The sequence below is a fragment of the Halomonas sp. I5-271120 genome (assembly GCF_030553075.1).
Classification (GTDB): domain Bacteria; phylum Pseudomonadota; class Gammaproteobacteria; order Pseudomonadales; family Halomonadaceae; genus Onishia; species Onishia taeanensis_A.
In genome coordinates, this window is the sequence record NZ_CP130701.1 from 2,523,704 (window position 1) to 2,548,739 (window position 25,036).

17 protein-coding genes are annotated in these 25,036 nt (G+C 63.2%); 9 read left to right on the top strand and 8 right to left on the bottom strand.

What is annotated here, in order from left to right; genetic code table 11:
* Positions 1-46: 46 nt before the first annotated feature.
* From hflD to Q2K57_RS11240, 4 genes are all read right to left on the bottom strand, one after another.
* Positions 47-682, bottom strand: coding sequence for a high frequency lysogenization protein HflD (gene hflD / locus Q2K57_RS11225; RefSeq protein WP_304525094.1), 636 nt, complete (start codon positions 680-682; stop codon positions 47-49).
* On the bottom strand, positions 679-1,833 hold the full coding sequence (gene mnmA / locus Q2K57_RS11230; RefSeq protein WP_304525095.1) for a tRNA 2-thiouridine(34) synthase MnmA: 1,155 nt from the start codon (positions 1,831-1,833) through the stop codon (positions 679-681). Before mnmA ends, hflD begins: the two co-directional genes overlap by 4 nt.
* Positions 1,834-2,055: 222 nt before the next feature.
* A complete protein-coding gene (locus tag Q2K57_RS11235) occupies positions 2,056-2,505 on the bottom strand; it encodes an NUDIX hydrolase (protein ID WP_304525096.1) in 450 nt (149 codons plus the stop codon).
* On the bottom strand, positions 2,502-3,215 hold the full coding sequence (locus Q2K57_RS11240) for a pseudouridine synthase (protein ID WP_304525097.1): 714 nt from the start codon (positions 3,213-3,215) through the stop codon (positions 2,502-2,504). The genes Q2K57_RS11235 and Q2K57_RS11240 overlap by 4 nt, the downstream gene beginning before the upstream one ends.
* A 285-nt stretch (positions 3,216-3,500) precedes the next feature.
* On the opposite strand from Q2K57_RS11240, the gene Q2K57_RS11245 reads away from it, so the two are divergent.
* The 3 genes from Q2K57_RS11245 to clpA all read left to right on the top strand — a co-directional run bounded on the left by Q2K57_RS11245 (position 3,501) and on the right by clpA (position 8,813).
* Positions 3,501-5,735, top strand: a complete 2,235-nt coding sequence (locus tag Q2K57_RS11245; protein WP_304525098.1) for an NADP-dependent isocitrate dehydrogenase — start codon at positions 3,501-3,503, stop codon at positions 5,733-5,735.
* 252 nt (positions 5,736-5,987) lie between these two features.
* On the top strand, positions 5,988-6,374 hold the full coding sequence (gene clpS, locus Q2K57_RS11250) for an ATP-dependent Clp protease adapter ClpS (protein WP_112055447.1): 387 nt from the start codon (positions 5,988-5,990) through the stop codon (positions 6,372-6,374).
* 156 nt (positions 6,375-6,530) lie between these two features.
* Positions 6,531-8,813, top strand: coding sequence for an ATP-dependent Clp protease ATP-binding subunit ClpA (clpA, locus tag Q2K57_RS11255; protein WP_304525099.1), 2,283 nt, complete (start codon positions 6,531-6,533; stop codon positions 8,811-8,813).
* A gap of 245 nt (positions 8,814-9,058) precedes the next feature.
* Here the strand turns inward: clpA and infA are convergent, their stop codons facing one another.
* The 3 genes from infA to aat all read right to left on the bottom strand — a co-directional run bounded on the left by infA (position 9,059) and on the right by aat (position 10,937).
* Positions 9,059-9,277: a translation initiation factor IF-1 gene (infA, locus tag Q2K57_RS11260; protein ID WP_007111068.1), complete on the bottom strand. Its 219-nt coding sequence runs from the start codon at positions 9,275-9,277 to the stop codon at positions 9,059-9,061.
* Between the two features lie 191 nt (positions 9,278-9,468).
* Entirely contained in the window at positions 9,469-10,209 is a 741-nt protein-coding gene (locus Q2K57_RS11265; protein ID WP_304525100.1) for an arginyltransferase, read from the bottom strand.
* Positions 10,210-10,211: 2 nt separating this feature from the next.
* Complete coding sequence (aat, locus tag Q2K57_RS11270) at positions 10,212-10,937, bottom strand: leucyl/phenylalanyl-tRNA--protein transferase (protein WP_304525101.1); 726 nt, start codon at positions 10,935-10,937, stop codon at positions 10,212-10,214.
* Positions 10,938-11,160: 223 nt separating this feature from the next.
* On the opposite strand from aat, the gene Q2K57_RS11275 reads away from it, so the two are divergent.
* Positions 11,161-14,421, top strand: coding sequence for a DNA translocase FtsK (locus Q2K57_RS11275; RefSeq protein ID WP_304525102.1), 3,261 nt, complete (start codon positions 11,161-11,163; stop codon positions 14,419-14,421).
* 156 nt (positions 14,422-14,577) lie between these two features.
* Positions 14,578-15,207, top strand: a complete 630-nt coding sequence (gene lolA / locus Q2K57_RS11280; protein WP_304525103.1) for an outer membrane lipoprotein chaperone LolA — start codon at positions 14,578-14,580, stop codon at positions 15,205-15,207.
* A gap of 160 nt (positions 15,208-15,367) precedes the next feature.
* Here the strand turns inward: lolA and Q2K57_RS11285 are convergent, their stop codons facing one another.
* Complete coding sequence (locus tag Q2K57_RS11285; protein WP_304525104.1) at positions 15,368-16,705, bottom strand: replication-associated recombination protein A; 1,338 nt, start codon at positions 16,703-16,705, stop codon at positions 15,368-15,370.
* Positions 16,706-17,101: 396 nt separating this feature from the next.
* Between Q2K57_RS11285 and Q2K57_RS11290 the strand changes: the two genes are divergently transcribed.
* The 4 genes from Q2K57_RS11290 to Q2K57_RS11305 all read left to right on the top strand — a co-directional run bounded on the left by Q2K57_RS11290 (position 17,102) and on the right by Q2K57_RS11305 (position 24,998).
* Positions 17,102-17,647, top strand: coding sequence for a hemerythrin domain-containing protein (locus Q2K57_RS11290; RefSeq protein ID WP_304526685.1), 546 nt, complete (start codon positions 17,102-17,104; stop codon positions 17,645-17,647).
* Positions 17,648-18,029: 382 nt separating this feature from the next.
* Positions 18,030-18,857 (top strand): glutamate racemase, encoded by an 828-nt coding sequence (murI, locus tag Q2K57_RS11295; protein ID WP_304525105.1) that lies wholly within the window; start codon positions 18,030-18,032, stop codon positions 18,855-18,857.
* 32 nt (positions 18,858-18,889) lie between these two features.
* Positions 18,890-19,996 carry a tRNA (uridine(54)-C5)-methyltransferase TrmA gene (gene trmA / locus Q2K57_RS11300; RefSeq protein ID WP_304525106.1) on the top strand — a complete coding sequence of 369 codons (1,107 nt, stop codon included), beginning with the start codon at positions 18,890-18,892 and terminating at the stop codon, positions 19,994-19,996.
* A gap of 160 nt (positions 19,997-20,156) precedes the next feature.
* On the top strand, positions 20,157-24,998 hold the full coding sequence (locus Q2K57_RS11305) for an NAD-glutamate dehydrogenase (RefSeq protein ID WP_304525107.1): 4,842 nt from the start codon (positions 20,157-20,159) through the stop codon (positions 24,996-24,998).
* Positions 24,999-25,036: the final 38 nt, after the last annotated feature.

The window sequence follows — 25,036 nt, forward strand, 5'->3', positions numbered from 1 at the left end:
CTGGAATTAAGGACGTAGGCGCTATAAGCCAGCGGCTAATCAGAGGCTAGCCGAACTCGTCGAGGGCGCGTCGCATGGCGCCGCGCTGGAAGATCAGCTTCCAGCGTCGACCGCCCTGCTGATGCCACAGCAGGGCAAAGCGCACCCCGGCCAGCAGGGCAGCCCGCACGCGCTCCGGCATCATGCGCTGCTGCAAGAGGCTTGGTTCACCCTGCACCACGATGCGGTAGCGGAAGGTCGAGATGGTGTCCTGATAAATCTCGCCGAGGCTCGCCACCACGTTCTCGTGGGTGTCGCCAAAGTGGCCGGCCTGGCTCTGAACGCGGGTCAGTCGGGTGCCGAGCGTGTCCATCATCTGCGGGCTCTTGCGCAGCTTCTGCGAGAGCAGCAGGAGCGAGAAGCCGTAGCGCAACACCACCGGGTTGGCCTGCTGCTTGCCGACCACGGCGCTCAGGGTGTCGAGTCCCTGGCGCAGGTGGTTGGGGTGGCCGCCGTAGATGGCCTCGAAGCTTTCCGGGTCGGTGTCGACCGTGGCGCGAATCAGTGTCTGCCAGGCGCGTTCGTCGACCTGACCGGTGCGGGCCAGCTCGTCGACTACCACGGCGGCCTGGAAGACGCCGGCCAGCGCCAGCACCTGGCGGCTGATGGGGGAGTCCGGGGCGCGGTGAATCGGGGTGGTCATGAGCGACGCTCCTTGCCGTGCCAGGTGTTCAAGATCACGCCGCCGCCGAGGCAGATCTCGCCGTCGTAGAGCACCAGCGACTGACCCGGCGTCACGGCGCGCTGCGGCTCATCGAAGATCACCTCGACGCCGCCATCCTCGCGAGTGCGCATGCTGCAGGCGACATCCTCCTGACGATAGCGGGTCTTGGCCATGAAGCGGCCCTCGCTTGCCGGCGCCTCACCGGCGACCCAGTCCATCGGCTCGGTGATCAGCATATCGCTGTAGAGCAGGTCATGATGCTTGCCCTGTACGGCGATCAGCACGTTGCGCTCGAGATCCTTGTGGGCCACGTACCAGGGCGCATCCGGGTGGTTTGGCAGTCCACCGATGCCGAGACCCTGGCGCTGGCCAAGGGTGTAGTACATCAGGCCGATATGCTCGCCGATGACCTCGCCTTCGGGGGTCTCGATGACACCTGGCTGGGCCGGCAGATACTGGCGCAGGAAATCGGAGAAGCGCCGCTCGCCGATGAAGCAGATGCCGGTGGAATCCTTTTTGCGCGCCGTGACCAGATCATGACGCTCGGCGATGGCACGCACCTCGGGTTTCTCTAGCTCGCCAACCGGGAACAGCGTGCGGGCGATGGCGGCTTCCGGCACGGCATGCAGGAAGTAGCTCTGATCCTTGTTGGTGTCGAGGCCCTTGAGCAGACGCGGCCGGTCCTTGCGCATGCCTTCGCGCACATAGTGACCGGTGGCGATCTTCTCGGCGCCGAGCATCTCGGCATACTCGAGGAACACCTTGAACTTGATTTCGCGGTTACACAGGATGTCCGGGTTCGGGGTGCGACCGGCCTGGTACTCGGCCAGGAAATGCTCGAAGACGTTATCCCAGTACTCGGCGGCGAAATTGGCGGTGTGCAGCCTGATGCCGAGTTTGTCGCAGACCGCCTGGGCATCCGCCAGGTCTTCCTTGGCGGTGCAGTATTCTGTGCCGTCGTCTTCGTCCCAGTTCTTCATGAACAGGCCTTCGACCTGGTAGCCCTGCTCGATGAGCAGGAGGGCGGACACGGAGGAATCGACACCGCCGGACATGCCGACGATGACCTTGCCCGCCGCGGAGGGGTGCGCGGCGGATGATCCGGCAGCGACTGACGCAGCAACTGACATAGGCGCTCTCGACGTCATGAGGGGAGTGGAATGGCGTTCGTTAAATGGGCGGGAATTATACACGATAGTGGCCGGCCGCTTCGACCACGCTTTCGACAGGCAGAGAAGCACAGGGTCGCACCCGGGTGGCGGCTGTGCTCCTTATGACTGTGTTCCTGGTGACTGTATTCGGTGACTGTATTCGGTGACTGTATTCGGTGACTGAGCTGCCAGGGCCCTGGCTCAGCGTTCCTGAATCACATCCAGCGGGAAAGTGCGGCCACGCTGCACGTCACGGATGCGCCGCATCACCAGCGGGCTTCTCAGGCGCCCGGCCCTCTCCAGGGCTTCCAGTTCATCGAGTGTCAGCCAGTGGGTGGCAAGAATGTCCCGGTCCAGATCGTTGCCCAGGTGCGCTAGTGCCATGCCGGAAAAGCCGTGGCTGTGAAAGGTCAGGCCATCCGGCGCACGGTAGACATATAGGCCCAGGTAGTCGGTGATGCCCACGTGCCAGGCGGTCTCCTCGCGGACCTCGCGCTCGGCGGCGGCCCGAATTCCCTCGTCGGACTCCAGGTGGCCGGCGGGTTGATTGAAGACCGTATGAGGCCCGCCGCGATCCTCCTCGACCATCAGGAAGCGTCCGGCGCGCTCGATCACGGTGGCCACCGTGACCCTGGGTGACCAGCGGCTCATCGTGACCCTCTCGGCGTCCTGGCCTTTCTATCCTTCGCCCTGGTATCGCGCTTGTCTGAGTTCTTGTTCAATTGCTTGCTCAAGTTCTTGCCCCCGGTGGCTTTCGATTTGCCGCCCTTGCCATCCTTACCGGCGCGTTGCGGTTTGGCGGGAGCGTGCAGCGTTTCCTGTCGCCATTCGCCGGGGGCCAGGTCGTCAAGGCGCCAGGGGCCGATCGCCGAGCGGATCAGACGCAGGGTGGGGTAGCCGACCTCGGCGGTCATGCGGCGCACCTGACGATTGCGACCCTCGCTGATGGTCAGCTCCAGCCAGTGGGTGGGGATGTGGCGACGCTCACGCACCGGCGGGGTGCGTGGGCCGACCGGTGGAGCGTCGAGGCGACGCACCTTGGCTGGCCGGGTCGGGCCGTCGTTGAGCACCACGCCCTTGCGCAGGGCTTCCAGCGCCGCCTCGTCGGGCTCACCCTCTACCTGTACCCAGTAGGTCTTGGGCTGCTTGTGCTTGGGGTGGGTGATGCGGTGAATCAGTTCGCCGTCGTCGCTGAGCAGCAGCAGGCCCTCGGAGTCGTAGTCGAGTCGCCCGGCCGGATAGATGCCCGGCACCTTGATGATATCGGCAAGCGTGGCGCGTCGCTCTCCTTCACCGGCGCCGCGGTCGGTGAACTGGGAGAGCATGCGGAAGGGCTTGTGAAGGAGATAGAGAGTGCTCATAAGGGCAAGCTTACCGGCAAGCGGGGCGGGATGGCAGGGGCGTCTCAGTATTATTGCTTATGCGCCGAGCCGGGCACGCTGGTATAATGCCGCAGCTTGCTGGGAGCGCCCTCGACTCGATCGGGGCCTGCTAAGAGTAACCTGCTGGGCGCCGATGTTCCCTGCGATACCTGGCTTCATCACCTTGCCGGGTGGGTCGCACCGAGCCCCTGAGGCGGACATCGTGATCGCGCGCTACCGATCCAGTTTCATGCCACCGCAGTGACCAGAGAGATCAACGCCAACATGTCAAAAACGCCGAAGATTATCTATACGCTCACCGACGAAGCGCCGGCCCTGGCTACCTTTTCCCTGCTACCGATCATCGATGCCTACACCGACTCCGCCGGTATCAGCGTGGAGACTCGGAATATTTCCCTGGCCGGCCGCATCATCTGCCTGTTCCCGGAATACCTGAACGACGAGCAGAAACTCGGTGACCATCTGGCGGAGCTCGGTGAGCTGGCCAAGACCCCCGAAGCCAATATCATCAAGCTGCCCAATATCAGTGCCTCGCTGCCGCAGCTCAAGGCGGCCATTCGCGAGCTGCAGAGCCAGGGCTACAAGCTGCCCGACTATCCCGATGAGCCGACCAGCGACGTAGAGCGCGATATCCAGGCGCGCTACGACCGGGTCAAGGGCAGCGCCGTGAACCCGGTGCTGCGTGAAGGTAACAGTGACCGTCGCGCGCCCCAGTCGGTGAAGAGCTACGTCCGCAAGTACCCGCACCGCATGGGCAAGTGGACTGCCGATTCCCAGTCTCACGTGGCCTGCATGAGCGACGGTGACTTCTACGGCAGCGAGAAGTCCGCCACGCTGGCTTCCGAGGGCGTGGTCAAGATCGAGCTGGTTGGCAAGGACGGCACCACTACGGTGCTCAAGGAGAAAACCCCGGTACTGGCCGGCGAGGTGATCGATGGTTCCATGATGAGCCGCAAGGCGCTCTCCGCCTTCGTCGCCGAGCAGATCGCCGATGCCAAGAAGCAGGGCGTGCTGTTTTCCCTGCACCTCAAGGCGACCATGATGAAGGTCTCTGACCCGATCATGTTCGGCATGGTGGTCAACGAGTTCTATCGCGACGTGCTGGAGAAGCATGCCGAGGTGCTGGACGAGGTCGGCTTCGATGCCACCAACGGCATCGGCGATCTCTATGCGACCATCGCCAAGCTGCCCGCCGAGAAGCAGGATGAGATCAAGGCGGATATCGAAGCGCTCTACGCCGAGCGTCCGTCCCTGGCGATGGTCGATTCTCACAAGGGTATCACCAACCTGCACGTGCCCAGCGACGTGATCATCGACGCCTCCATGCCGGCGATGATTCGTGACTCCGGCAAGATGTGGGGCGCCGATGATGCCCTGCACGATGCCAAGGCGGTGATCCCGGATCGCTGCTATGCCACCATTTACCAGGCCACCATCGACGACTGCAAGGCCAACGGTGCCTTCGATCCGACCACCATGGGCAGCGTGCCCAATGTCGGCCTGATGGCTCAGAAAGCCGAAGAGTACGGCTCCCACGACAAGACCTTCCAGATTCCCGCCGACGGCACCGTGCGCGTCACCAGCGATTCTGGCGAGGTGCTCTTCGAACACACCGTGGAGCAGGGCGATATCTGGCGCATGTGCCAGACCAAGGACGCCCCGATCAAGGACTGGGTCAAGTTGGCCGTGGCTCGTGCCCGCGACAGCGAGACGCCGGCGGTGTTCTGGCTCGATGCCCAGCGCGCTCACGATGCTGAGCTGATCAAGAAGGTCGAGACCTACCTCAAGGATCATGACACCAGTGGCCTGGATATCCGCATCATGGCCCCGGTGGATGCCATGCAGTTCAGCCTGGAGCGAATCCGTCGCGGCGAGGACACCATCTCCGTCACCGGCAACGTGCTGCGTGACTACCTCACCGACCTGTTCCCGATCATGGAGCTGGGCACCAGCGCCAAGATGCTCTCCATCGTGCCGCTGATGAACGGCGGTGGTCTGTTCGAGACCGGCGCCGGTGGCTCCGCGCCCAAACACGTTCAGCAGCTCCTCGAGGAGAACCACCTGCGCTGGGATTCCCTGGGCGAGTTCCTGGCGCTGGCCGCTTCCCTCGAGCATCTGGGCAAGACCTTCGACAACGCCCGCGCTCGGGTGCTCGCCAAGGCGCTTGACGAGGCCAACGGCAAGTTCCTCGACAGCAACAAGTCGCCGTCGCGCAAGGTCGGTGAGCTGGACAACCGCGGCAGCCACTTCTACCTGGCCGTCTACTGGGCCGAGGCCCTGGCCGCCCAGGACGAGGATGCCGAACTCAAGGCGCTATTCGGCAAGCTGGCCGAAGAATTCCACGCCAAGGAGTCGGTGATCGTCGAGGAGCTCAATGCGGTGCAGGGGCAGCCCGTGGATATCCAGGGCTACTACCACCCCAACGGTGAGCTGACCGAGAAGGCCATGCGCCCCAGTGAGACCCTCAATGCGGCCCTGGCTCTGGTGGCCAAGGGGTAACCACCCTTAGCCGCCCTCGGCACGCATGTGCCCCCGGCCCTCGTCCGCCTAGCGGGCGAGGGCCCTTTACGTTTCTAGGGGCGCTGAATAACAGCCTTAGAGAGCATGTTTGACAGTGTTTGATGGTCAGCGCCCCTTGCAAGCGGCTCATCACGGCCGCATCTTATAACTGAACCCTCAGCGGGCCTTGGCGTCCAACCATAGTTGATGCGTTGAAGGCTCACAGGCTTGAGAGGATGGGTAACGCCTTTTATGTTCAAGATAGATGATCCTTACCAACGCTATGTCACGGCGTCGCTGGAAGCCGGCATGACCCGCCCTTCGGGTCCTCAGGAAGAGGGCGAGGACGACGTGGCGGTCGAGCGTGCCGAGCCGGACCTGGCGCCGCCGCCGATGTTCAAGGTGGTGCTGCACAATGATGACTTCACGCCCATGGAATTTGTGGTCGAGGTGTTGCAGACCTTCTTCAACATGGACAGCGAGAAGGCCGTGCAAGTGATGTTGGCGGTTCACACCCAGGGAAAGGCGACCTGTGGCATTTTTACCCGCGACATCGCGGAAACCAAAAGTCATCAAGTCAATCAATACGCCAAAGAGTGCCAGCATCCGTTGCTGTGCGATATCGATAGGGCCGACTGACGACTGGCAAGCTGATTGTCAGGCAAGCGGAAGACAGCCAGTGCAGGATCGGCGTGACCGGCTCGAACTCGAGCTTGCGAATCCCGAGAATGTACCCGATGGTGAAATTGCCGGCGATCGCCGGCCGACGCCCGAGGTGGCGAGAAGGGGACTGCCATGCTGAGCAAAGAACTCGAACTCACGCTGAATACGGCCTTTACCGTGGCGCGCTCCAAGCGTCATGAGTTCATGACCGTCGAACACCTGCTGTTGGCGTTGTTGGACAATGCCTCAGCGGCTGATGTGCTGCGTGCCTGCGGCGCCAATCTGGACAAGCTTCGCTCGGACCTGCAGGACTTCATCAATTCCACCACGCCGCTGATTCCCGAGGACCAGAACGACCGGGAAACCCAGCCGACCCTGGGCTTCCAGCGCGTGTTGCAACGGGCAGTTTTCCACGTACAGTCCTCCGGCAAGAGCGAGGTCACCGGGGCCAATGTGCTGGTGGCGATCTTCTCCGAGCAGGAAAGCCAGGCGGTCTACTTCCTCAAGCAGCAGAACGTGGCGCGGGTGGATGCCGTCAACTACATCGCCCACGGCATTTCCAAGGTGTCTGGTCACGGTCAGTCGCCGTCGTCTTCGCCGTCTCACGATGCTGAAGAGGCCGAAGAGGGCGTCAGCGAGGGCAATACGCACCCGCTGACCGGGTATGCCACCAACCTCAATGAGCAGGCACGCCTTGGCAAGATCGACCCGCTGATCGGTCGTGATCATGAGCTCGAGCGTGTGGTGCAGATCCTCGCCCGGCGACGCAAGAACAACCCGCTGCTGGTGGGTGAGGCCGGGGTGGGCAAGACGGCCATCGCCGAAGGGCTTGCCAAGCGCATCGTCGAGGAAGACGTGCCCGACGTGATCGCCGATGCGGTGGTCTACTCGCTGGACATGGGCGCCCTGCTGGCCGGCACCAAGTACCGTGGCGACTTCGAGAAGCGCCTGAAGAGCCTGTTGGCCGAGCTCAAGAAACAGCCCAACTCCATTCTCTTCATTGACGAGATCCATACCGTGATCGGCGCCGGTGCGGCATCCGGCGGCGTGATGGACGCGTCCAACCTGCTCAAGCCGCTGCTCTCCTCGGGTGAGCTGCGCTGCATCGGCTCGACCACCTTCCAGGAGTTCCGCGGGATCTTCGAAAAGGATCGGGCCCTGGCACGGCGCTTCCAGAAGGTCGATGTGCCGGCACCATCGGTCGAAGACACCATCCGCATTCTCAAGGGACTGCGCGGCCGCTTCGAAGAGCACCACAAACTCAAGTACACCGATGGCGCGCTTGAAAGTGCCTCAAGGCTGGCCGATCGCTACATCAATGATCGTCACCTGCCGGACAAGGCCATCGACGTGATCGATGAAGCCGGCGCGCACCAGCGGCTGCTGCCGCCGGAGATGCGAGTGGATACCATCGACGTCGATCAGGTCGAGGCGGTAGTGGCCTCCATCGCCCGGATTCCGCCGAAGAGCGTCTCGAACTCCGATCGCAAGCTGCTCGCGAACCTCGAGCGCGACCTGAAGATGCTGGTGTTCGGTCAGGACGAAGCGATCACCGGTCTGTCGGCGGCCATCAAGCTGTCGCGTGCCGGTCTCAAGTCGCCGGACAAACCGGTGGGCAGCTTCCTGTTCAGCGGCCCCACCGGGGTGGGCAAGACCGAGGTGGCCCGCCAGTTGGCCTCGCTGATGGGAGTCGATCTGGTACGTTTCGACATGTCCGAGTACATGGAACGCCACACCGTATCGCGCTTGATCGGTGCGCCGCCGGGATATGTCGGCTACGACCAGGGCGGCCTGCTGACCGAGGCGGTCACCAAACAGCCGCATTGCGTGCTGCTGCTCGATGAGATCGAGAAGGCTCACCCGGATGTCTTCAACCTGCTGTTGCAGGTCATGGACCATGGTCGCCTGACCGACAATAACGGCCGTGAGGCGGACTTCCGTCACGTGGTGCTGATCATGACCTCGAATGCCGGGGCCGAGCAGATCTCGCGTCGCTCCATCGGTTTCAATCCGCAGGATCATTCGACCGATGGCATGGAGGTGATTCGCAAGACCTTCTCGCCGGAGTTCCGCAACCGCCTGGACGGCATCATCCCGTTCAGCTCGCTGCCCGCCGAAGTGGTGCGCAACGTGGTCGACAAGTTCCTGGTCGAACTTCAGGCACAGCTCGACGAGAAGCGGGTTCAGCTCGATGTGGACGAGGACGCTCGCGCCTGGTTGGCTGAGCGTGGCTATGATCCGGAGATGGGCGCGCGGCCGATGGCTCGCCTGATCCAGGAGAAGCTCAAGAAACCGCTGGCTGAGATGATCCTGTTCGGCAACCTGGCCGAGCAAGGCGGGGTTGTGCACGTCACGCTTGATGAAGGCAGCGACGAGTTGAATCTCGCCACCGAGGAAGAGCTGGCGGAACCCTGAGGGTCGGGTGAGGGCCAAGGCAATGGTTCAAGCGATAGCTTGAGCCATTGTCTGAGGCTTCTTCGACTGACACGCCTAACTAACACTGACTATAGGGGGGCTATAGACTTAGCGGCTGATGACGTGGCAACTAACGGAATAGCCGCCGATGACATAGCCACCACCGACCGGCGCCCTGTCTGATGACGGGGCGTCTTTTTTGGGCCGGTCGGTTGGCGAAAGGCGTCGGGCGCGGCCCGAAGTGCTTAACGCGAGCGGTAGACGATGCGGCCCTTGGACAGGTCGTAGGGAGTCAGCTCAACCTTGACCTTGTCGCCGGTGAGGATGCGGATGTAGTTCTTGCGCATCTTGCCCGAGATGTGGGCGGTGACTACGTGGCCGTTTTCCAGCTCGACGCGGAACATGGTGTTGGGCAGCGTATCGACGATGACGCCTTCCATTTCGATATGGTCTTCACGAGCCATATAGGCATTTCCTCATGATGGTTTTTTGCAAAGCGATGTGTCGACGATGACAGTGCCGGTAGCATCGCGGCCGGAACGGCCGGGATTGGGACGGCAACGTCTGTCACCGATCATCAATATAGCGCGGTATTGTGCCGTATGCCGGACGTCAAGGCAAAACATGCTGTGGGTCAAAGGTTAAGCGCGTAGCATCAGGTCGTTGGAATCGAGCGTCGCCAGTGGCGGCCATCGAGGTATTCCAGCGGCTGAAAGTAGCGCTTGTAGTCCATTTTCCTGCATTCCCGGATCCAGTAGCCCAGGTAAACGTGGGGCAGGTCCTCGGCGCGGGCGCGTTCGATCAGGCTCAGCACCGCGAAGGTGCCCAGCGAGCGACGGTCGAGGGTTGGAGAGGGTTCGAAGAAGGTATAGATGGCGGACAGGCCATGCCCCAAGCGGTCGATGGCGGTGACGGCCACCAGTCGGCCGTCGAGGCGAAACTCCAACAGGCGCGCATAGGCATGGTCCAGCGTCAGGAAGGTGCGGTACTGCTCGTGACTCGGCGGGAACATGTCGCCATCGGCGTGGCGGGTGCGAACGTAGCGCGCATAGAGCTCATAGTGCTCGGGATCGTAGTTGGCGCCCCGTTCGTGCATGGTCAGATCGGCATTGCGATAGATGATCTTGCGCTGGCTGCGGCTGGGAGCAAACTCGGCGACCGGAATGCGCACCGATACACAGGCGCGGCAGCCTTCGCAATGAGGCCGGTAGAGATGCCTGCCGCTGCGGCGGAAACCGAGCAGCGTCAGGGCGTCGTAGACGCTCTGGCCGGGGGTTTCCTGGGGGTCCAGAAAGAGGGTGGTTGCCTCATGACCCTCCAGATAGCTGCACGCATGGGGAACCGTCAGGAAGAAACGCAGGTCTCGAACCGGATGTTGTGGCGCCCGACTACTCACGTTCAACGGCCCCCTTCGCTAATGATGTCATCCTCGGGGGCCTTCGCGGCCATTCGTGGCGCGATGCCATCTTGCCCCTGAATGTACAGATCAAGATAGTTGATGAACTCCTGGCGGGCGATCTCACGGGCGCCCATGCTGGCAAGATGCGAGGTGTGCATCTGACAGTCGATCAGTCCGCCCCCCAGTGCCTGCAGGTGGCGGGCCAGATAGACCAGGGCAACCTTGGATGCATCCGGCACACGGCTGAACATCGATTCACCGAAAAACACCCGGCCCATGCCGACGCCATAAAGGCCGCCGACCAGGCTGCCGTCGCGCCAGACCTCGATCGACTGTGCATAGCCAAGTGAATGCAGAGCGACATAGGCCTTGCGCATGTCATCGCTGATCCAGGTGCCCTCGTCATCCGATCGGGTGGCGGCGCAGGCCTCGATGACGGCCGGAAACGCCGTGTTCCAGGTTACCTTGAAGCCCGCGTTGCGCAACCGCTTGGCCAAGCTGCGGCGAATGCGGATCTCTCCTGGGAACAGCACCATGCGTGGGCTGGGGCTCCACCACAGGATCGGCTGGTCGTCGCTGAACCAGGGGAAAATGCCGCATCGATAGGCCGCGATCAGCCAGTCAGGCGTCAGGTCTCCACCCGCCGCGAGCAGGCCATCCGGCTCGTCAAGTGCCTGATTGATCGACGGGAATTGCACGGGAGAAGTGGGCAACCAGGGCAGCATGGCGGAAGCGTGTTCGTTGGTAGAAGCGCGAAGGTGTCGAAAGCCCAGTGTGACGGGCTTCGCAGTCCACCTCAAGCGTGGCGTGGTCATGGCTGGCCTATGTTCTGCGGCGACAGGAGTGAAGTGTGGCATGGCCCCTGTGCCCTGGCCCCAAGGCTCGGTATCATGCTTGTCGATGTAGGACACACGAAGACGCCACAGACGGCGCAAGGGGAATGGCGACTTGAGTGTCAAGAACAAGGCGAGTAGCCGCCGCGAGACGGCAGCCGGCGCCAAGGAGAGGGCGCGCCGCTTCGGGGTGCGACTGCAAGGAGCTGCCCGTGAGGGCGTGGTGATTCTGCTGTTGGCGGCCTGCGTTTTCCTGCTGCTGGCAATGTTCAGCTATCAGGCCTCGGATCCCGGCTGGTCGCACAGCGGCCCGGATGTAACCGTGAACAACTGGATGGGGCCGGTGGGCGCCTGGCTTGCCGATGTGCTGTATTCGTTGTTCGGCGCCAGTGCTCTCTGGTGGCCAGGCATGCTGGGCTTTGCCGGCTGGCGGATGAGCCGGGTACGTCAGGTGCACCTGCAGTGGGATACGCTGGGGCTGGCCGTGCGTACCGGCGGGCTCTTCCTGCTAATGCTGGGTACCACCACCCTCGGGGCCCTGCATTTCTTCAATCCCGAAAGCGGGTTGCCCTATGCCGCTGGCGGTATCGTCGGCGAAGAGATGGTGCGCACTCTGACGCCGCTGGTCGGCAGTCACGGCACCACGCTGCTGTCACTGGTCGCGCTGCTATGCGGTTTCCCGCCTTTCTCCGGGGTCTCCTGGCTACGGGTGATGGACGAGTCCGGTCATCTGGTGCAGCGCGTGATTGGCTGGTGCCGTGATCGGTCGCAGCGTGCACGCGAAGAAGCCGATGCCCAGGAACCTGTTGCTGAGACCGAGCCCGCGGAAGTCAGCGGCGAAGATGATGATGCGGCACAGGCGCCTAGCTGGTGGCAGCGCCTGTGGCCCTGGAGCCGTCGCTATAGCGACGACGAGATGCCGGCCGAGGAGGCTGGGCTTCGCGAGCCGCAGTGGAATCCTGATCAAGGCACCGATATTCCCTGGGAGGTGCCCGAGCGCACGCCTTCGGCCAAACAGCCAGGCGCCGCTTACAGTGAGCGGATGGCCCCGAAGGACGCCAATGAGCAGGCGTCACCGGACTCTCGGCCGGCCGAGCCCGAGCCCGCGAAGGCGCCCCCGCTGCGGGCTGAGACGATTCCAGAGCCGGTGCTGCCGGAAGACGACGAGCCTCCCTGGACCGGCATGTCGCTGCGGGCCGAGCGCGATATGCCCGCCAAGGCACCGGAAGCCCCCCCGGAGCCAGCTCAAACACAGGCATCAGAATCGGTTTCAGAGACGCCGACAGCGCCTGGGCCCGTTGACGACGCAGTGGACCAGGATGACCGCCCCGCGCCGGCCATGGCGTCTTCGGGGTCTTCGCCGCAGTCCGTTGCACGTCATGCCCGCCGTGAACCGATGATCAGCTGGCAGGACGCGGACTGGGACGATGACAAGCCGCCTCAAAAGGCGAAAGAACGTCAGGCAGACAGCAAGACAGAGAGTTGGGAAGAGCGCGGCGAAGAGAATGAGCCCCGCAGCGAGGGGGCCGAGGTAGCGTCATCTCCCGCGCCCGTGCTGCCTCCAGTTGCGCAGCCTGCTGCGTCTACCACGTCGCCTTCTACCTCGCCTCTGGAGCAACGAGACGAGACAGCTCAAGAGCAGGTGAGACAAAAAGAGTCGACTGAAGAATGCTCAGCGCAGCCAATGTCGGCCCAAGAAAGCGTTGCTCAAGAAAGCTCTGATCAAGTGCCAGAGACTCCCGCCGAGCCCCGGGTCGCCAGCGCCGAGCAGGCTCGCGCGGCGGCGGATCACCCGGATGAGCCCGCGCTTTGGACCGTCGAGCACCTGCAGAACCAGCGCTCTTCAATGGATGACCTGCCGGATATCGACGGGGAGCTGCCCTCGCTCCGGCTGCTGACCCCTGCCGAAGCCCATCAGCCCAACTACACAGAGGAACAGCTCGCCGAGATGGCCGAGCTGCTCGAGGTGCGCTTGCGGGAGTATGGCGTCAAGGCTGAGGTGGTGCACACCTGGCCGGGGCCTGTCATCACGCGCTTCGAGATCAAGCCTGCCGCCGGGGTGAAGGTCTCCAAGATCAGCAATCTGGCCAAGGACCTGGCGCGCTCGCTGATGGTCAAGAGCGTGCGGGTGGTCGAGATCATCCCCGGGCGGCCCACCGTGGGCATCGAGATTCCCAACCCGCACCGTGCCATGATCCGCCTGCGCGAGGTCATCGACTCCGACAGCTATCAGGATGCGAGTTCGCCATTGACCATGGCATTGGGCCAGGACATCGGCGGGGCGCCGGTGGTGGCCAATCTTGGCAAGATGCCACACCTGCTGGTTGCCGGTACCACCGGGTCGGGCAAGTCGGTGGGCGTCAACGCCATGCTGATCTCGATGCTGCTCAAGGCCACGCCCGATGAAGTCCGCATGATCATGGTCGACCCCAAGATGCTGGAGCTGTCGGTCTATGACGGCATCCCGCATCTGTTGGCGCCGGTGGTCACCGACATGAAGGAGGCCGCCAACGCCCTGCGCTGGTGCGTGGCCGAGATGGAGCGGCGCTACAAGCTAATGGCGGCGATGGGCGTGCGCAATATCGCCGGCTTCAATGCCAAGCTCGACGAGGCCGAGCGTGCCGGGGCCCAAGTCGCCGACCCGTTGTGGGAGCCGCAGCCCTGGCAGATGCATGAATCGCCGCCGGTGCTGGAGAAGCTGCCCTACATCGTGGTGGTCATCGACGAGTTTGCCGATATGTTCATGATCGTCGGCAAGAAGGTCGAGGAGCTGATCGCGCGGCTGGCCCAGAAGGCTCGTGCGGCGGGGATTCATCTGATTCTCGCCACCCAACGGCCTTCGGTGGATGTGGTGACCGGTCTGATCAAGGCCAACATCCCCACCCGCATGGCCTTCCAGGTGTCCTCGCGGATCGACTCGCGGACCATCCTCGACCAGGGCGGCGCCGAGAACCTGCTCGGTCACGGCGACATGCTCTACCTGCCGGCCGGCGCAGGCCTGCCGATGCGCGTGCACGGCGCCTTCGTCGATGACGACGAGGTGCACCGGGTCGCCGAGGACTGGAAGCGGCGCGGCGAGCCCGAGTACATCGACGAAATCCTCTCCGGCGGTGTCTCGGCGGATGCCCTGGCCGGCCTCGAGGGCGATAGTGGCAGCGGCGATGACGACGCCGAGCAGGATGCCCTCTACGACGAGGCGGTAATGTTTGTCACCGAGTCCCGTCGCGCCTCGATCTCGGCCGTGCAACGCCGCTTCAAGATCGGCTATAACCGCGCAGCGCGCCTGGTTGAGACCATGGAAGGCGCCGGTGTGGTGTCAACCATGGGCACCAACGGCTCCCGCGAAGTGCTGGCGCCGCCGCCGGTGGGCAACTGACGCCGTTGCTCGTGATTCGACCAACCGTGCAGCAAACAAGGAAGGCGCGTTGCCGGGGCAACCCGGCAACGCGTCACCGGTCTCAGTAGTGCACCCTCGCTGGATGCACGCGGAGACGGGATACATTTGCCGGCGATTGCCGGCCAAGGAGACGCCATGACACCGACACGCCTAGCTACCTTCGGCTTCGCCCTGATGATGCCGCTTACGGCACTGGCCGACGAAGGCGCCGAGCGCTTGACGCAGCTGCTGGAGCCGATCAACACTTATCGGGCCGATTTCGAGCAGCAGATCCTCGACGGCAGTGGCCAGCGCCTGCAGCAGGCCAGCGGCCGCATGTGGCTGTCGCGTCCGGGCCGCTTCCGCTGGGAGGTCGAGTCACCCTATCGCCAGGTGGTGGTCTCTGACGGTGAAGATATCTACCTGCATGACCCGGACCTGGAGCAGGTCACCGTGCAGCCGCTGGATACGCGGGTCACCCATACCCCGGCCCTGCTGCTCTCGGGCAGCGCCGATGAGCTCACGACGAACTACGACGTCGAACGTCGCCAGCAGGGAACCGCTGAGACCTTCACCCTGGACCCACGCAGTCCCGATACGCTCTTCGAGGAACTGCAGCTGACCTTCTACGCCGAGGAACTCGGCATGCTGCAGATGACCGACAGCACCGGCCAGCGTACCGCTATCGCCTTCGATAACGTGGAACAGAACGCCGCCATCGATGACGCGCGTTTCACGTTCGAGATTCCCGAAGGGGTCGATGTTATCCGCGAGACCGCGCGCTAGCCTCTGGCACGCTTAAGCCTCTGACACGCTATAGTCCCTGACATAACTAAACATCTGACATAACTAAGCTCCTGACAAAACGCCCCTGAGCCTCAAGGCCAGGGGCGTTTTGGTTAGCGCTGCCTGATCAGGGACGTTCATCAGGAGTGGCGGGGTATTGTCACTGCTGCTGATCGGCCTGTGCGTCGAGCTCGGCGCGCCAGTCGAGCATCTGCTTGAAGCGCTTCTCCTGGCCGTATTCGCTGGGAGTGTAGAGGCTGGTGCGCGGTGCGCCCTCCGGCCAGCAATCATGTGACGAACCGGCCGGATAGCCGTTGGGTTCGTTATGGGCATAGCGATAGCCCTGACCGTGGCCGAGGGATTCCATCAGCTTGGTGGGGGCATTGCGCAGGTAGCTCGGGACTTCGAGGGTGGGGTGCTCGGCGGCAAAGGCTTTGGCCTTCTTCCAGGCCTGGTCGATGGCATTGCTCTTGGGGGCGATGGCGAGATGAATGGCGGCCTGAGCGATGGCTCGCTGGCCTTCGTAATCGCCCAGGCGCAGGTAGGCATCCCAGGCCGCCATGACCAACGGCAGCGCCCGCGGGTCGGCATTGCCCACGTCTTCAGAGGCAATTGCCGTCAGTCGCCGGATCACATCCAGCGGGTCGCCGCCGCCCTGGGTGAACTGGGCGATATAGAGCAGGGCCGCATCGACGCGCGAGGAGCGGATCGACTTATGGATGGCCGAGAGCAAGTCATAGAAGTGATCGCCCTGCTTGTCGAAGGCACTGGCCTGATGGCCGAGCACCTCGGCCAGGCCCTCTTTCTCGAGCCGCTCGCCGTCGCCGTCGGGATGGGTGAAGTCGCAGGCGGTTTCCAGAAGTCCCAGCGCCCGGCGGGCATCGCCACCGGCAGCATGCGCAAGCAGCTTGAGCACGTCGTCTTCGGCACGGATGCGTCGCGCGCCAAGGCCTCGCTCGCAATCCTCCAGCGCCTGGTGCAGCACCGCGAGCAGCTCCTCTTCACCGAGCGCCTTGAGTACATAGACCCGCGCACGGGAGAGCAGTGCCGAGTTGACCTCGAAAGACGGGTTCTCGGTGGTAGCTCCGATCAGCGTCAGCAGGCCCGACTCCACATGCGGCAGCAGGGCATCCTGCTGGCTCTTGTTGAGGCGGTGGATCTCGTCGAGGAAAAGCAGCGTGGGGCGGTTCTGGCCCTGAGCGACGCCCGCCCGCTCCACGGCGGCGCGGATATCCTTGACCCCCGCCATCACCGCCGACATGTGCTCGAGCTCGGCGCCGGATTCATTGGCCAGAATCTCGGCCAGGGTCGTCTTGCCGACCCCCGGCGGCCCCCACAGAATCATCGAGCGCACGGTGGCGGTTTCGGCCATGCGGCGCAGCGGCTTGCCGGGGCCGACCAGCGCCAGCTGGCCGACATAGTCGCTCAGCTGGCGGGGGCGCATCCGGTAGGCCAGGGGCGCGTGCTCCTGGGCGTGCTGCTGGCTGAAGAGATCCATGATTAGCGGTGTCCTGTGACGAGTAGAGTTCAGCGTCGCTTTTAGTGCTAAGGTTTATATGTATATAGCTTCTAGCGCTAGGCATATCGGTGAAGGAGGCGCTAGGGTTAGATATTCTAGGCTGGCAGCAGGAGGGTCACCATAGGCGCATCCTATTAGGCGTATCCAGACGGGGGCCAGTATCGGGGCACTAGTGAGCAGCGCCCGTAATGCCTATGTCGCCGTTGCACCAGTGGGGACTGCATCTGCTTTCATGCTGGTTGTCCAGATCGTTGAGTGAGACATTAGCGGTCAGAGATGCTTGCGCTGAAAGATTATCGAACCCGGAGACGCTCGGAGAATCCAATGACCATACAGACGTTCGCCCCGGACAGCACAGGAGGTCCCGTCATGCCGATGCTGAATCAACTGCGCCTGGACCATGCCAACATGGCGCGGCTGCTGCACGTGTTGCAGCTCAAACATAAGACGCTGGCGGAGGGTGAGCGCCCAGATTTCCAACTGGTGCGCGAGGTCGTCGATTACATCCTCGACTACATGGACGGTTTTACCGTGCCGCTGGAGAAGGTCTTCGGTCAGGAGTTGATGGACAAGGCGCCCGAAGCCGAGGGGCTCAGCGAGCGCTTGGCTGATAACTACCATGCCCTGCATGAGCGCCTGATGCGTCTGTCTCACGATCTGGACATGGTGCTGATGGACGTGGCGATTCCCATGGACCGCTTCGCCGATGATCTCGGGGCCTACCTTGAGGCACACCGCGCCTATCTGCGCGACGAACGCGAGGAGCTCTTCCCGCTGATTCGTGAACATTTTGATGACGAGGCCATGAAGCTTCTCGCCGAATCGCTGCCCGAGGGTGCAGCAGCCAAGCTTGAAAGCCTTCAAGAAGCCTACCCGGAGCTCTATGCCGAGCTTTGCGCGGCGCCGGACCCGATGGTCTGATCTGCCTCTTTCCTTGCGTCTCCTGACCGAGACCTTAGACGGAAGCTTTGTACAGGCTTTCAAAGATAGAGATTTTCAAAAATAGAGTCTTTCATAGACAGAAACCACGTATCGCCCTGTCCGCCCGGCCACTTGGCCGGGCGGTGTCGTATCGGCGGCGCCATTCGGTTCGATGGGCTCGGCCCCTGGCCGGCGGCTGGGGTAGAATGCTTCCCTTTGCGGGGCTCTTAACCCCAGTGCCATCCTCAGCAGGCCTGCCCCAGCGAGGCAAGTCGTTGACGGGACAAGGCGCTTGGAGAAATACCGTTTAGAAAGCCTCGGAGTGGGCGCACCATAACGCTAAGGAGACCTAGTCCATGCAGTCGATTCAGGGCCGTGGCGGATGAGCGGTCCTATTCTGATCTTCGATTCAGGTGTCGGTGGCCTTTCGGTGGTCGCCGCCATTCGCCAGCGCCTGCCCGAGGCGGCGCTTTGTTATGCCTGCGACAATGCCATGCTGCCCTACGGTACCAAGCCCGATGACTGGTTGGTGGCGCGCATTGTTACGGTCTGCCAGGCGGCCGTGGAGGCAAGCCAAGCCAGTGCCCTGGTGGTGGCCTGCAACACCGCGAGCACCCTGGCGCTCGAGGCACTGCGCGATAGTCTGGCGATTCCGGTGATCGGCACCGTGCCGGCCATCAAACCGGCAGCAGCGGCCAGTCGCAGCGGCCATCTGGCACTGCTTGCGACCTCGGCGACGGTGCATCGACCTTACACGCGCCGGCTGATCGAGGACTTCGCGGGTCACTGCCAGGTGATGCGACTGGCCGCCGACCCGCTGGTCGGGCAAGCCGAGCGTCAGCTGGCCGGCGAACCGCTGGATAATCAAGTGATCGCCGATTGCCTGGCGCCGCTGTGGGAGGATCCGGCACTGGATACCGTGGTGCTGGGCTGCACCCACTTTCCGTTGCTGACGCGAGCGCTTGCCGCGGCCGCGCCGCGTCCGATCACCTGGATCGATTCGGGAGATGCCATCGCCCGCCGCGTGGCGCAGGTAGTCGCGCCGCTGCCGCGCGCAGAAGGTTCCGGCGGTGAGGGCCCCGGCGCCGCCTGGGTGACCGCGCCGAGTGTTTCTCTCGCCGCGGTTTTGGCCGTCTATGGCTTTGCCACCACCAAAAGGCTCGCGCTGGCGACCACGGCCCCTGAGGCCGACTCCCCGCTGCGTACTTGATAGACCGACTGACTGATTCACAAGGAGACTCTGTGGCCGTACCCGTTGTCGACCCCGCCCGCTATGGCGAGCAGCTTGAGGCCAAACGCGAGCGCATCATCACCCAGTTCTCGCACCTGGCGACGCCTGAGCTCGAGGTCTTTGCCTCGCCGGCGAGCCATTACCGCATGCGCTGCGAGTTTCGCATCTGGCGCGAGGGCGACGAGCTCTTCTATGCCATGTTCGAGCCTGACCCGGAGCGCCCGGACAAGAAGCGCCCGGTTCGGGTCGACCAGTTCCCGGTGGCCAGCGAGCGGATCAATGAGCTGATGCCACTGCTGCTTGAGGCGGTGCGCGAGGATCCGGTGCTCGGCCGCAAGCTGTTTCAGGTCGATTTTCTCACCACCCTGTCCGGTGAGGCGCTGATCACCCTGATCTATCATCGCCCCCTGGGCGAGGACTGGGAGTCCGCGGCCCGGGCGCTGGAGGAGCGTCTCGGGGTGATGATCATCGGCCGCTCTCGCAAGCAACGCCTGGTACTGACCCGCAATCATGTCTGGGAGCGCCTCACCGTCGAGGGGCGAGAGCTTAACTATCAGCAGGTCGAGAACAGCTTCACCCAACCCAATGCCGCGATCTGCCAGTCGATGCTTGGCTGGGCACTGGACGCGACGCGCCACAGCGAGGAGCGTGACCTGGTCGAGCTCTACTGTGGTAATGGCAACTTCACGGTGGCGCTGGCCGAGAACTTTCGCCGCGTGCTGGCGACCGAAATTTCGCGTACCTCGGTGGCGTCGGCCAAGGCTAACCTCGCCGCCAACGACGTCGATAATGTGCATGTGTCGCGGATGTCCGCCGAGGAGTTCTCCCTGGCCTTGAAGGGCGAGAAGGGCGGACGCCGAGTGGCCGAGATGGGGCTTGCCGACTACGATTTCTCTACCGTGCTGGTCGACCCGCCCCGCGCTGGGCTTGATGACGAGAGCTGCGATCAGCTCAGCGGTTATGACCGTATCATCTACATTTCATGCAACCCGGATACCTTGGTGAACAACCTGGCGCGCCTGACCCAGACCCATGACATCACGCGCTTCGCCCTTTTCGACCAGTTCCCCTGGACGCACCACTGTGAGTGTGGGGTGCTTCTCGAGCGCCGGGCATGAAGTCAAGGACCGATGCGTAACTGACATGCTCCATGACAAAGGGTTAATTCAGTGGGGCCCGTTGCGGCTCTGACGTATCCTTAAGGTCTCCATGACCGTCATGGACGTGTCTACGAATTTCCCGCCGACCCAGGAGGGTCGGTGTCAGCCGAGGTGATTGATGCAACACGTCGCGATCGATGACAAGCAGGAATTGCTGGCCCAGCTTAAGGAACAGCTGGCGCACCGTCTGGACGAAGACAAGGTGAAGGCCATCGCCTCCTTTGCCGAGGTGTTCTTCGCCAACGCCCCCTATGCCGATCTGGCCGAGCGCCGTCTCGAGGATCTCTACGGGGCTGTGCTCTCCGCCTGGCATCTCATGCAGCAGCACAACCCCGACGAGCCCGTCGTGCGGGTCTTCAACCCAGACTTCGAGGGACATGGCTGGCAGTCGACGCACACCCAGGTCGAGGTGGTCGGACGCGACATGCCGTTTCTGGTCGACTCGGTGCGCATCGAGCTCAATCGTCGCGGCATCACCGTGCACTCCATCTATAACGCGGTGCTGGCCACCAAGCGCAACGCCAAGCATCAGCTCGAGTACATGACGGGCACCCATGCCAAGGATGCGCCGAAAGGGCGTGAGTCGTTGATTGTCATCGAGGTCGACCGCCATTCAGACCCCGAGCTGCTGGCCGACATCGAAGCAAGCCTGCACGATGTGCTGTCCGATGTGCGCACGGCGGTAGCCGACTTCGAGCCGATGCGCGAGCAGGTCAAGGCATCCCTTGCCGAGCTCAAGGCCGTCAAACCTGCCAAGGTTGCCGCCGCTGACCACAAGGAAGCGATTGCTTTCCTCGAGTGGCTGCTCGAGAACAACTTCACCTTCCTTGGCTATGACGATTACGACGTCGTTCAGGTCAAGGGTCAGGATCAGCTCAAGAAGCGCAAGGGCAGCGAGCTTGGTGTCTTCACGCTCGATGCGTCACGCTATCAGGAGCGGATCCGGAACGATCAGGGCATCGATGGCGACCACTATGTACTGGTGCCGGAGCTGCTGTCGTTTGCCAAGAGTGCCTATCACGCTCGCGTGCATCGTCCGACCTACCCCGACTACATCTCCATTGATCGCTATGACGAGCAGGGCAATGTGATCGGCGAGCGCCGCTTCCTGGGCCTGTTCGCTGCCACCGTCTACAACGACTCGCCGCGCCACATCCCCGTACTGCGCCGCAAGATCAATGCGGTCATGGAAGCCGCTGCCGTCGATCCGGACGGCCACGACGGCCACCAGCTGCGCCAGATTCTCAACGTCTATCCGCGCGATGACCTGTTCCAGATCAGCAACGAAGAATTGACCCGCACCGCGGTGGGGATTCTCAATATTCGCGAACGTCGTCGGGTGCGTTTGTTCGTGCGCGAAGACCGTTTCGGCAAGTTCTATTCCTGCCTGGTGTTCGTGCCCCGCGATGTCTTCTCCACCGACCTGCGCGTGCGCATTCAGAACCTGCTCTGCGAAGAGCTCAATGCCAGCTTCGGTGATTTCAATACCTATCTTTCCGAGTCGGTACTGGCGCGCATTCAACTGATCCTGCGCTTCAACGACGACGCCCCGGTGGACTACGACTTGGCGCGCCTGGAGCAAAAGGTCAGCGCTCTGGCGACCAGCTGGCGCGATGACCTGCACAACGCCATGGTGGAAGGCTTCGGCGAGGAGCAGGCCAATCGCCTGCTGGATATCTATCGCGATGCCTTCCCGGCCGGCTACCGCGAGGACTTCAGTGCCCGCTCCGCGGTCTACGATATTCATCACTGCGCCGAAGTCGAGCAGGGCGCACCGCTGTCGCTGTCCCTGTATCGCCTGGTCGAGGAAGACGTCGATGGCGTCAACCTGAAGCTCTTCCACAAGGACCGTCCGATCCCGCTGTCCGACGTACTTCCGGTCATGGAGAACCTGGGCCTGCGCGTGATCGGTGAGCGCCCCTACGAGATCACGACTCGCGATGGCAGCTACTGGATTCACGACTTCAACCTCGAGCATCACGGCAGCGAAATCGTCAACCTGCAGGAAATGCGCGAGCCCTTCACCGATGCCTTCCAGCGCATCTGGCGCGGTCAGGCCGAGAACGATCCCTTCAACCGCCTGGTGATCGGCGCCAACCTGAGCTGGCGGGAAGTTGCCATGCTCCGAGCCTATGGCCGCTACCTGAAGCAGATTCGCTTCGGGCTGTCCCAGCTCTATATCGCCACCACTCTGGCGAGCCACCCGCAGATCACCCGCGAGCTGGTGACCCTGTTCGAACTGCGCTTCGATCCTGAGCAGGAAGGCGACCGCGCCGCCGAGGCCGAAGCCTGCCAGGCACGCCTGCTGGCCCTGCTCGATGATGTCGCGAGCCTCAACGACGACCTGCTGATGCGTCGTTACATCGAGCTGATCCAGTCGACCCTGCGCACCAACTACTATCAGCCGGGCGACGACGGCGAGCTCAAGGACTACTTCTCCTTCAAGCTCGACCCGTCCCAGATCACCGGCATGCCCAAGCCGCGGCCGATGTTCGAGATCTTCGTCTATTCGCCGCGGGTCGAGGGCGTTCACCTGCGTGGTGGCAAGGTGGCCCGTGGCGGCCTGCGCTGGTCGGATCGTCGCGAAGACTTCCGCACCGAGGTGCTCGGCCTGGTCAAGGCCCAGCAGGTCAAGAACGCGGTTATCGTGCCGGTCGGCGCCAAGGGCGGCTTCGTCTGCAAGCGTCTGCCGGAAGGCGGTGATCGCGACGCCATCCAGCAGGAAGGCATCGCCTGCTACAAGACCTTCATTCGCGCCCTGCTCGACGTCACCGACAACCTGGAAGCCGGCGAGGTCGTGCCGCCGGTCAAGGTGGTGCGTCACGACGCCGACGATCCCTACCTGGTGGTCGCGGCCGACAAGGGCACTGCGACCTTCTCCGACATTGCCAACGAGATCTCGCTGGAATATGGCCACTGGCTGCGTGACGCCTTTGCTTCCGGCGGCGCCAACGGCTATGACCACAAGAAGATGGGCATCACCGCCAAGGGGGCCTGGGAGTCGGTCAAGCGCCACTTCCGCGAGCAGGGCGTGAACATCCAGGCCGACGAGTTCAGCGTGGTAGGCATCGGCGACATGGCCGGCGACGTCTTCGGCAACGGCATGCTGCTGTCCGAAAAGATTCGCCTGCTGGGTGCCTTCAACCACATGCACATCTTCGTCGACCCGACGCCGGACGTCGCGGCTTCCTTCGCCGAACGCCAGCGTCTCTTCGCGCTGCCGCGCTCCAGCTGGGAAGACTATGACGCCTCGCTGATCTCCGAGGGCGGCGGCATCTTCAAGCGCAGCGCCAAGTCGATCCCGATCTCGGCGGCGATGAAGAAGGCCTTCGGCATCAGCGAAGACAAGCTGTCGCCCAACGACCTGATCCGCGCCATGCTCAAGTCGCAGATCGACTTGATCTGGAACGGCGGCATCGGGACCTACGTCAAGGCCGAGGCCGAGACCGATGCCGACGTGGGCGACAAGGCCAACGATGCGCTGCGCGTGAACGGCAACGAGCTCAACTGCCGTGTGGTCGGCGAGGGCGGTAACCTGGGTCTGACCCAGCGTGGCCGCATGGAGGCCGCGCACAAGGGGGTGCGGGTCAACACCGACTTCATCGATAACGCCGGTGGGGTCAATTGCTCGGACCACGAGGTCAACATCAAGATCCTGCTCGACGACATCGTCAAGCGCGGCGACATGACCGACAAGCAGCGCAATCAGCTGCTGGCGAGCATGACCGACGAGGTCTCGGAGCTGGTGATCCGCGACAACTACCGCCAGACCCAGGCGCTGTCGCTGTCCGAGATCCTCTCCCACGAGGGGTTGGGCCCCTATCGTCGTTTCATCAACGAGCTGGAAGTGGCCGGGCAGCTCGACCGCGAACTCGAGTTCCTGCCCAACGACGAGGAGATGCTCGAGCGCGCCAATGCCAACCAGGGCATGACCCTGCCTGAGCTGTCGGTGCTGATCTCCTACGCCAAAAGCGCGCTCAAGGGTGACCTGATTGCCTCCGACGTGCCGGACGATCCCTACATTCAGCAGCATCTGGAGCGGGTCTTCCCGAGCGTGCTGGTCGAGCGTTTCCACGATGAGATGTACGAGCATCGCCTGAAGCGCGAGATCGTCGCCACCCAGATCGCCAATGACCTGGTTGACCACATGGGCGTCGTCTTCGTGCGCCGCCTGATCGATACCACTGGCGCCGGCCGTGCCGAAATCGCACGGGCCTATATCGTGGCCCGCGACAGCTTCAACCTGGACGGTCTGTGGCAACAGGTCGAGGCCCTGGATAACCAGGTGCCAAGCCAGGTGCAGTACCGCATGATGCTCGACCTGATGCGTCTGCTGCGCCGTGCCACTCGCTGGTTCCTGCGTCAGCGCACCGGCATGACCGCCAAGGACTGCATCACCCATTTCGCCCCGCGGCTGACTCAACTGCAGGAAAGCATCGGCAAGCGCCTGCGAGGTGATGAGCGCGAAGCCTGGGCCGCGCGTCGTGACGAGCTGACGGCAGCCGGCGTGCCGGACAGCCTGGCTAACGTGGTAGCGGCCACCGGCAGCCTCTATGCGGGGCTCGGCATCATCGAGGCCGCCAAGCAGACCAACGAGAAGATTCAGCGCGTCGCTGAGGTCTTCTACGAGGTCGGCCATCGCCTGGAACTGCCGTGGATGACCGAGCAGATCAACGCCCTCGAGGTGCGCGACAGCTGGCAGGCACAGGCCCGCGAGACCTTCCGCGATGATCTGGATCGCCAGCAGCTGGCGCTGACCGTCGGTGTACTGCGCATGGAGAGCGGGCCGCGCGAGGTCGAGCAGCGCGTCGAGCAGTGGTTCGAGAATCACGCGGCCATGTACCAGCGCTGGTGCCGTCTGCTGGTCGAAGTGCACTCTGGCTCTCAGGGCGGCTTCCCGCTGTTTGCGGTCGCCATCCGCGAGCTGGTGGACCTGGCCGAAGGCAACGCCGAAGCCTGACGCCATCCTAAGCGCCACACGCAACGACCCCGCCAATG